The organism is Pseudomonas sp. (genome assembly GCF_026224925.1).
Classification (GTDB): domain Bacteria; phylum Pseudomonadota; class Gammaproteobacteria; order Pseudomonadales; family Pseudomonadaceae; genus Aquipseudomonas.
The window spans coordinates 1-7,509 of record NZ_JAMFRV010000347.1; the positions used below are offsets into that span (position 1 = coordinate 1).

A 7,509-nucleotide genomic window follows, 5' to 3' on the forward strand; every position below is an offset into this window, starting at 1 on the left:
CAGCAGCCCCGCCTGGGCCAGGACAAAACTACCGGTGTCGATGCCGCCCAAGATCACGCCCTCGTGATCGAGGCGACGCAACCAATGTTCCAGTGCGGGGGTGCAGAACTGCAGCGGCTCAAAGCCTGCAACAACCCACAACGTCGTGCCCTTCTTTAATGATTCCAAGGCGGCGTCGGCGTTGACCGACATCCCGTTGCTGGCAATCACCGCCCCGCCATCCATGCTCAGCACATGCCAGCGGTACAACTCGCCGCCAAAACGATTGGCCACCCGCAGCGGTTCGACAGCCGAGACAAAGCCCATGATCGAGAATCCGGGCATGAGCAAAAAATAGTAATCCTGGGACATCGGGGCGCACTCATAGGGGTAGCGTAAATACCACATACGCCCCTTGGATCAGGACGGCAAGAGGGCAGGTCGCTGCTGTGCAAGAGCTGGTCGCCGCTGTGCGCTTTTACGGGGCTGCGTCTGCGTAACTTGGCCTCACTGCGCGCGAAGACGCCGGGACCCTATAGCCATCCCCATAAAAATAACCTGCCGAGGAAAATCCACCATGAAACGACTGATCAGCACCTGTTTGCTGGCACTCACCAGCAGCACCTTTATCGCCGGCAGTGCACTTGCAGCGGAGGCGGCCGACTGCCAAAACGTGCGACTTGGCGTGGTCAACTGGACCGACGTCATGGCAACCAGCGCCATGACCCAAGTGTTGCTCGACGGCCTGGGCTACAAGACCAAGGAGACCAGCGCCTCGCAACAAATCATTTTTGCCGGTATCCGTGATCAGCGCCTGGACATGTTCCTTGGCTACTGGGATCCGCTGATGACTCAGACCATCACCCCGTTTGTGAAAGCCAACCAGGTCCGCGTGCTGCCTCAGCCGAGCCTTAAAGACGCCCGCGCCACGTTGGCAGTACCGACTTACCTGGCTGACAAAGGTTTGAAAACCTTCGCCGACATTGCCAAGTTCAAGAAAGAACTGGGCGGCAAAATCTACGGTATTGAACCGGGCTCAGGTGCCAACACCCAGATCAAAGAAATGATCGCAAAAAACCAGTTCGGCCTTGGGGACTTCCAGTTGGTTGAGTCAGGCGAAGCCGGGATGCTGTCGGCCGTGACCCGCGCCGTGAATCGCAACGAAGCCATCGTGTTTTTCGGTTGGGCGCCGCACCCAATGAACGTCAATCAGAAGATGACGTACCTCACCGGCAGCGACAACGCCCTTGGCCCGAACGAAGGCGAAGCCAAAGTCTGGACCGTTACTGCACCGGACTACGCCCAACGTTGCCCGAATGTCGACAAGCTGCTGACTAATCTGACGTTCACCGCCGAAGACGAGAGCCGGATGATGCAACCGCTTCTGGACCACAAAGACGCAACGGCGTCGGCCAAACAATGGCTCAAGGATCACCCGCAAGACCTGCAGCGCTGGCTCGCCGGGGTGAAAACGTTTGATGGCAAAGATGCCGCCGCCAACCTGCAACTCAGCACTAATCCATAATTTGACCTGGCCTGCATCACCAAGCCCAGCCGACACGAATCACCGAGCCCGCAGCCGCTTTTATGGCTGCGGATCGGGCAACAACATCCTCACTATATTTAAACCAGCCTGTAAGGAAATCTGAAATGAACCATGACGTCATCATCACCTGCGCACTCACCGGTGCTGGCGACACCACCGGGAGAAGCCACCTCGTCCCGATCACTCCGAAACAAATCGCTGCCGCTGCAGTTGAAGCCGCCAAGGCCGGCGCGACCGTGGTCCACTGTCATGTTCGTGATCCGGAAACCGGAAAATTCAGCCGCGACGTAGCGCTGTACCGCGAAGTGATGGAGCGCATTCGCGAAGCTGACATCGACATCATCGTCAATCTCACTGCGGGCATGGGCGGCGATCTGGAAATCGGTGCTGGCGAAAACCCGATGGAGTTTGGCCCTAATACTGATTTGATCGGCCCTCTGGCCCGTCTGGCACACGTTGAAGCGCTGTTGCCGGAAATCTGCACCCTCGATTGCGGCACCCTTAACTTCGGTGATGGCGACACCATTTACGTCTCTACCCCCGCCCAATTGCGCGCTGGCGCCAAACGTATCCAAGAGCTGGGCGTGAAAGCCGAGCTGGAAATTTTCGACACCGGTCACCTGTGGTTCGCCAAGCAGATGATCAAGGAAGGCTTGCTCGACGACCCTTTGTTCCAGCTGTGCCTGGGCATCCCATGGGGCGCGCCGGCCGACACCACCACCATGAAAGCCATGGTCGATAACCTTCCCGAAAACGCCGTGTGGGCGGGCTTCGGTATTGGCCGCATGCAAATGCCGATGGCGGCGCAAGCAGTGTTGCTCGGCGGCAACGTACGGGTCGGCCTGGAAGACAACATCTGGCTGGATCGCGGCGTATTGGCAAGCAATGGCGCGTTGGTCGAGCGCGCCTCGGAAATCCTTAGCCGCTTGGGCGCCCGCGTCATGACCCCCGCTGAAGGCCGCATCAAAATGGGCCTGACCAAGCGCGGCTGATCAAACTGCGATAACGACTCAGATCCACTGTGGGAGCGAATTCATTCGCGAAGAGGTCGGCACGTCCAACATCTTCAGTGCCGGACAAACCGATTCCCGAATGAATTCGGTCCCACAAATAATGCGCAGTTCCTTGTAGGACCGAATTCATTCGGGAAGTTTTCTCTGCATGAATTCGGTCCCACAGGGTGTTCACAATTTCGCCATACAGAATTCAGGAACTCACGATGACTTTTATCACTGACATCAAAACCTTTGCCGCTCTCGGCAGTGGCGTTATCGGCAGCGGCTGGGTTTCCCGTGCGTTGGCCCATGGCCTGGACGTTGTGGCGTGGGACCCGGCACCGGGCGCTGAAGTCGCGCTGCGTAAACGCGTGGCCAATGCCTGGCCCGCACTTGTACAAAACGGCCTGGCCCAAGGCGCCTCACAAGATCGCCTGCGCTTTGTCGCGACCATCGAAGAATGCGTACACGATGCAGATTTCATTCAGGAAAGCGCCCCTGAGCGCCTGGACCTGAAACTTGAACTGCACGCCAAGATCAGCGCAGCGGCCAAGCCCAACGCCCTGATTGGCTCCAGCACCTCCGGCCTGTTGCCGAGCGACTTCTACGAAGGCGCCACTCATCCAGAGCGCTGCGTCGTGGGTCACCCGTTCAACCCGGTTTACCTGCTGCCGCTGGTTGAAGTCGTCGGGGGCAAGAACACTGCTCCTGAAGCCGTGCAAGCCGCGATCACTGTTTATAAGTCGCTGGGCATGCGTCCGCTGCACGTGCGCAAGGAAGTACCCGGCTTCATCGCCGACCGTTTGCTTGAGGCGCTGTGGCGTGAAGCGTTGCACTTGGTGAATGACGGCGTCGCTACTACCGGCGAAATCGACGACGCCATCCGCTTTGGTGCCGGTCTACGCTGGTCGTTCATGGGCACGTTCCTGACCTACACCTTGGCAGGCGGCGATGCTGGCATGCGCCACTTCATGAACCAATTCGGCCCGGCGTTGAAACTGCCGTGGACCTATCTGCCAGCGCCGGAGCTGACCGACAAACTGATCGATGATGTGGTTGACGGCACCACCGAACAGCTCGGCGATCACAGCATCGCAGCCCTCGAACGCTACCGCGATGACTGCCTGATGGCCGTGCTAGAGGTAGTGAAAGCTACCAAAGCCAAACACGGAATGGCGTTCAGCGACTGACAACGATCAGCACCAGAAAATCGATCACTGTAGGAGCGCGCTTGCCCGCGATGGATCGCGAAGCGGTCCCAAATGCCCAGCGCAATTCTGACCGAATGAATGCGTTCGTTGGTTTGCGACTGCTACGGTCGAGCGCGACCCCGGGCCGATCGCGGGCAAGCGCGCTCCTACACTTGAATATGAGACCTCCATGCCAGCACTCACCACCTACAAAACCCCGATCCTCGCCGATTGGGTTGATTACAACGGGCATCTGCGTGATGCGTTTTATCTGTTGATCTTCAGTTACGCCACCGATGCCTTTATGGACCACTTGGGTCTGAACAGCGATAACCGCGAAGCCAGCGGCAATTCCTTATTCACCCTTGAATGCCATCTCAACTATTTGCATGAAGTGAAGCTGGGCGAAGAAGTCGAAGTGCACACGCAAATAGTCGGTCATGACCGCAAGCGCGTGCACCTCTACCACAGCCTGCACAAACCTGGCAGCGATGATGCCTTGGCCGCTAGCGAGCAGATGCTGTTGCACGTCGACTTGGCGGGCCCGCGTTCGGCACCTTTCAGCGAAGCAGTGCTGAATACTTTGCAGGCCTTGGCCAAAGAACAGAACGACCTGCCTAAGCCGGTCTGGATTGGCCGTGTGATCGCTCTTCCTGCCTGAGCCCCAACAACACAACACGAAAGGACATCGCCATTAACACTTCAGCCTTTGCCGACTTCCGCAGTTATCCGCTGATCAGTGCCCTGGTCGCCGTCCAGCCGTTAGTTGACCGGCTGCAGGTGCAATGGGCCGACGGCCGCTCCAGCCCGTTTCACCATCAGTGGTTGCGCGACAACTGCGCCTGTTCCGAATGTGTGTACGGAGTGACGCGGGAACAAGTGCTGGAGATTGTCGACATCCCCGCCGACGTGGTGCCAAACACCAGCTTCATTGACCCCAAAGGCTGCTTGTATGTGGATTGGCATGACGGCCACGAAAGCCGTTTCGATCCGGGTTGGCTGCGCGCCCATGCTTATGATGATGAATCGCGAGCTGAACGATTAGCGGCCAAACCACGCAGCCAACTGTGGAATGCCGAGCTATCGTTGCCCATCTTCGATTACCAATCGGTCATGGAGGACACGCCGACGCTGCTCAGGTGGCTGCTGGCCTTGCGTGATGTTGGGCTGACCCAGGTACGCGGCGTGCCCACCGAGCCCGATTCGCTGGTGCTTATTGCAAAGCGTATTTCGTTTATTCGCGAGAGTAACTTCGGCGTGCTGTTCAACGTGCGGTCAAAGGCCGATGCCGACAGCAACGCCTACACCGCGTTTAATTTGCCGTTGCACAGCGACCTGCCCACCCGCGAGTTGCAACCGGGGCTGCAATTTTTGCACTGCCTGGTGAATGACGCGAAGGGGGGCGAAAGCATATTTGTCGATGGTTTTGCCATTGCGGATGCATTGCGCGAGGAAGATCCCGAAGCGTTTCGCAACTTGTGTGAGATACCGGTGGAGTTTCGCAATAAAGACCGACACAGCGACTATCGCTGTCTGGCACCGATCATTGCCCTCGACTCATCGGGGCAAGTCAGTGAGATTCGCATGGCCAACTTCCTGCGCGGTCCCTTCGACGCGCCTGCCGCACAAATGCCCGCGCTGTATCGAGCTTATCGGCGCTTTATTGCCATGACCCGTGAAGAACGCTTTCGAGTGATTGCCCGATTGAATCCCGGCGAGATGTGGTGCTTCGACAATCGCCGCACCCTTCATGCACGTAATGCGTTTGATCCAACCACGGGTGCGCGGCACTTTCAGGGTTGCTACATCGACAGGGATGAGTTGTTGTCGCGGATATTGGTGTTGCAGCGGTAGCCGCCAAAATCTCTGTGGGACCGAATTCATTCGGGAATCGGTTTCACATTCGACGACATCTGCGTCTGGCACGACGCCTTCCCGAATAAATTCGGTCCCACAGGGTGAACTGCAGATCAGGGATTGGGGAGACCTTAAATTCAGCGCTAAAAAAAACCCGCATCGCTGCGGGTTTTTTAATCAACCAAGACTCAGTTGACCTGGGCTTTCAATTCACCAGCTGCGTAACGCAGGTACATTTTTTCCAGCGAAATTGGCTTGATTTTCGAGGCGTTGCCAGCGGTGCCGAACGCTTCGTAGCGGGCGATGCAGATGTCGCGCATAGCGACAACAGTGGCGCCGAAGAATTTACGTGGGTCAAATTCGCTTGGGTTGGTTGCCATCAAACGACGGATCGCGCCGGTGGAGGCCAGACGCAAGTCGGTGTCAATGTTGACCTTACGCACGCCGTACTTGATGCCTTCGACGATTTCTTCAACCGGTACGCCGTAAGTTTCTTTGATGTCGCCGCCGTATTCGTTGATGATCTTCAGCCACTCTTGTGGAACCGAAGACGAACCGTGCATCACCAAGTGAGTGTTCGGGATACGGGCGTGAATCGCTTTAATACGGTCGATCGCCAAGGTGTCGCCAGTAGGCGGCTTGGTGAACTTGTAAGCGCCGTGGCTGGTACCGATGGCGATGGCCAAGGCATCAACCTGAGTCTTTTTCACGAAGTCAGCCGCTTCCTCAGGGTCGGTCAGCAGTTGGCTATGATCAAGCACGCCTTCTGCGCCAACGCCGTCTTCTTCGCCAGCCATGCCGGTTTCCAGCGAACCCAGGCAGCCCAACTCGCCTTCAACCGAAACGCCACATGCGTGAGCCATGGCTACGGTTTGCTGGGTCACGCGTACGTTGTACTCGTAGTCCGCCGGTGTCTTGCCGTCTTCGGCCAAAGAACCGTCCATCATCACTGAGCTGAAGCCCAGTTGAATCGAACGCTGGCAAATATCCGGGCTGGTGCCGTGGTCCTGGTGCATAACCACCGGGATGTGCGGGAATTCTTCGATTGCGGCGAGGATCAAGTGACGCAGGAACGGAGCACCAGCGTACTTACGCGCACCGGCAGAAGCCTGAACGATCACCGGGGAATTGGTCTTGTCAGCCGCTTCCATAATGGCGCGCATCTGTTCCAGGTTGTTGACGTTGAAGGCGGGGACGCCGTAGCCAAACTCGGCTGCGTGGTCCAACATCTGGCGCATGCTGATAAGTGCCATTTTAAGTCTCTCTCCCGGTAGGTCGATAATCGTGCGAGCCTGCCCTATTGGCGGCTGCGGTTCAATTTTTGCGCATCTTACACGCTAAGCGCGTTTATTCGGTCCCGAAGTAACGGCTGCACTGACTAAAGAGCCTTGCAACCGCGACCGATCAAATCATTGGTGGCAACCCAGTAAACCAGGCCTTCATCACCCTTTATGTGAAACGCCAATACGCCATCGCTGTAAAGCTCACCAGAAGCACCCTGCTCAGGTTTTAGACGATAGACCTTGTCGCTGCCCAGCAGGCGAAGATCAACCTCACTTTTCGCGCTGTCGGCAAAATGCCAGAGCAACGCTGCCTTGCTGTCACACACCCAGTTGGTCCAGGTGTCGGGTTCCGGCTCTTTCATGTTCATGCTGGCGCAACCGCCAAGCACTGCAAATGTCGCGAGGGCGATTAAGCCTTTCATTACGTCTCCTGGTCGCCCCATGAAGCTTGGCAGGTGCCGGTCACTTCGGTCGATCAGGGGCAATTTTGATCCTGATTGCGATCATCGGTCGGATCACCCGTGGCTTGCGCCTCGACCCGCTGATCAGTTTGGGTAGTGGGTACATCTACCTGTGCGGGGACTAACACTTCAGACGCCCGGGAATGTGCGCCGGAACCGGCACAACCGGGCGCTACCATGCAGCGGGAGAGCGTGAGG

9 protein-coding genes are annotated in these 7,509 nt (G+C 57.5%); 5 read left to right on the plus strand and 4 right to left on the minus strand.

What is annotated here, in order from left to right; all coding sequences use genetic code 11:
• The coding region (locus M0974_RS15155) for an AraC family transcriptional regulator (protein WP_297838179.1) at window positions 1-351 on the minus strand (351 nt) is incomplete at its 3' end.
• A 205-nt stretch (window positions 352-556) separates the two neighbouring features.
• On the opposite strand from M0974_RS15155, the gene choX reads away from it, so the two are divergent.
• The 5 genes from choX to M0974_RS15180 all read left to right on the plus strand — a co-directional run bounded on the left by choX (window position 557) and on the right by M0974_RS15180 (window position 5,564).
• Complete coding sequence (gene choX / locus M0974_RS15160) at window positions 557-1,504, plus strand: choline ABC transporter substrate-binding protein (protein ID WP_297838184.1); 948 nt, start codon at window positions 557-559, stop codon at window positions 1,502-1,504.
• A 125-nt stretch (window positions 1,505-1,629) separates the two neighbouring features.
• On the plus strand, window positions 1,630-2,517 hold the full coding sequence (locus M0974_RS15165; RefSeq protein WP_297838187.1) for a 3-keto-5-aminohexanoate cleavage protein: 888 nt from the start codon (window positions 1,630-1,632) through the stop codon (window positions 2,515-2,517).
• A gap of 227 nt (window positions 2,518-2,744) precedes the next feature.
• Window positions 2,745-3,710 (plus strand): L-carnitine dehydrogenase, encoded by a 966-nt coding sequence (locus M0974_RS15170; RefSeq protein ID WP_297838191.1) that lies wholly within the window; start codon window positions 2,745-2,747, stop codon window positions 3,708-3,710.
• A 190-nt stretch (window positions 3,711-3,900) separates the two neighbouring features.
• Entirely contained in the window at window positions 3,901-4,371 is a 471-nt protein-coding gene (locus M0974_RS15175; protein WP_297838193.1) for a thioesterase family protein, read from the plus strand.
• Between the two features lie 32 nt (window positions 4,372-4,403).
• The gene (locus M0974_RS15180; RefSeq protein WP_297838202.1) at window positions 4,404-5,564 is read left to right on the plus strand and encodes a gamma-butyrobetaine dioxygenase; all 1,161 of its coding nucleotides are present in this window, start codon (window positions 4,404-4,406) and stop codon (window positions 5,562-5,564) included.
• 191 nt (window positions 5,565-5,755) lie between these two features.
• Here M0974_RS15180 and fba read toward each other — a convergent pair whose 3' ends face one another.
• The 3 genes from fba to M0974_RS15195 all read right to left on the minus strand — a co-directional run.
• On the minus strand, window positions 5,756-6,820 hold the full coding sequence (gene fba, locus M0974_RS15185; RefSeq protein ID WP_297838196.1) for a class II fructose-bisphosphate aldolase: 1,065 nt from the start codon (window positions 6,818-6,820) through the stop codon (window positions 5,756-5,758).
• Between the two features lie 125 nt (window positions 6,821-6,945).
• Window positions 6,946-7,272, minus strand: a complete 327-nt coding sequence (locus M0974_RS15190; protein WP_297838199.1) for an MliC family protein — start codon at window positions 7,270-7,272, stop codon at window positions 6,946-6,948.
• Between the two features lie 53 nt (window positions 7,273-7,325).
• On the minus strand, window positions 7,326-7,509 hold a 184-nt coding region (locus tag M0974_RS15195; RefSeq protein ID WP_297838204.1), incomplete at its 5' end, for a hypothetical protein.

Coding starts and splice junctions, on each gene's coding strand:
- M0974_RS15170 (WP_297838191.1), top strand. CDS start 2,745: ATGACTTTTATCACTGACATCAAAACCTTTGCCGCTCTCGGCAGTGGC.
- fba (WP_297838196.1), bottom strand. CDS start 6,820: ATGGCACTTATCAGCATGCGCCAGATGTTGGACCACGCAGCCGAGTTT.
- M0974_RS15165 (WP_297838187.1), top strand. CDS start 1,630: ATGAACCATGACGTCATCATCACCTGCGCACTCACCGGTGCTGGCGAC.
- M0974_RS15175 (WP_297838193.1), top strand. CDS start 3,901: ATGCCAGCACTCACCACCTACAAAACCCCGATCCTCGCCGATTGGGTT.
- choX (WP_297838184.1), top strand. CDS start 557: ATGAAACGACTGATCAGCACCTGTTTGCTGGCACTCACCAGCAGCACC.
- M0974_RS15190 (WP_297838199.1), bottom strand. CDS start 7,272: ATGAAAGGCTTAATCGCCCTCGCGACATTTGCAGTGCTTGGCGGTTGC.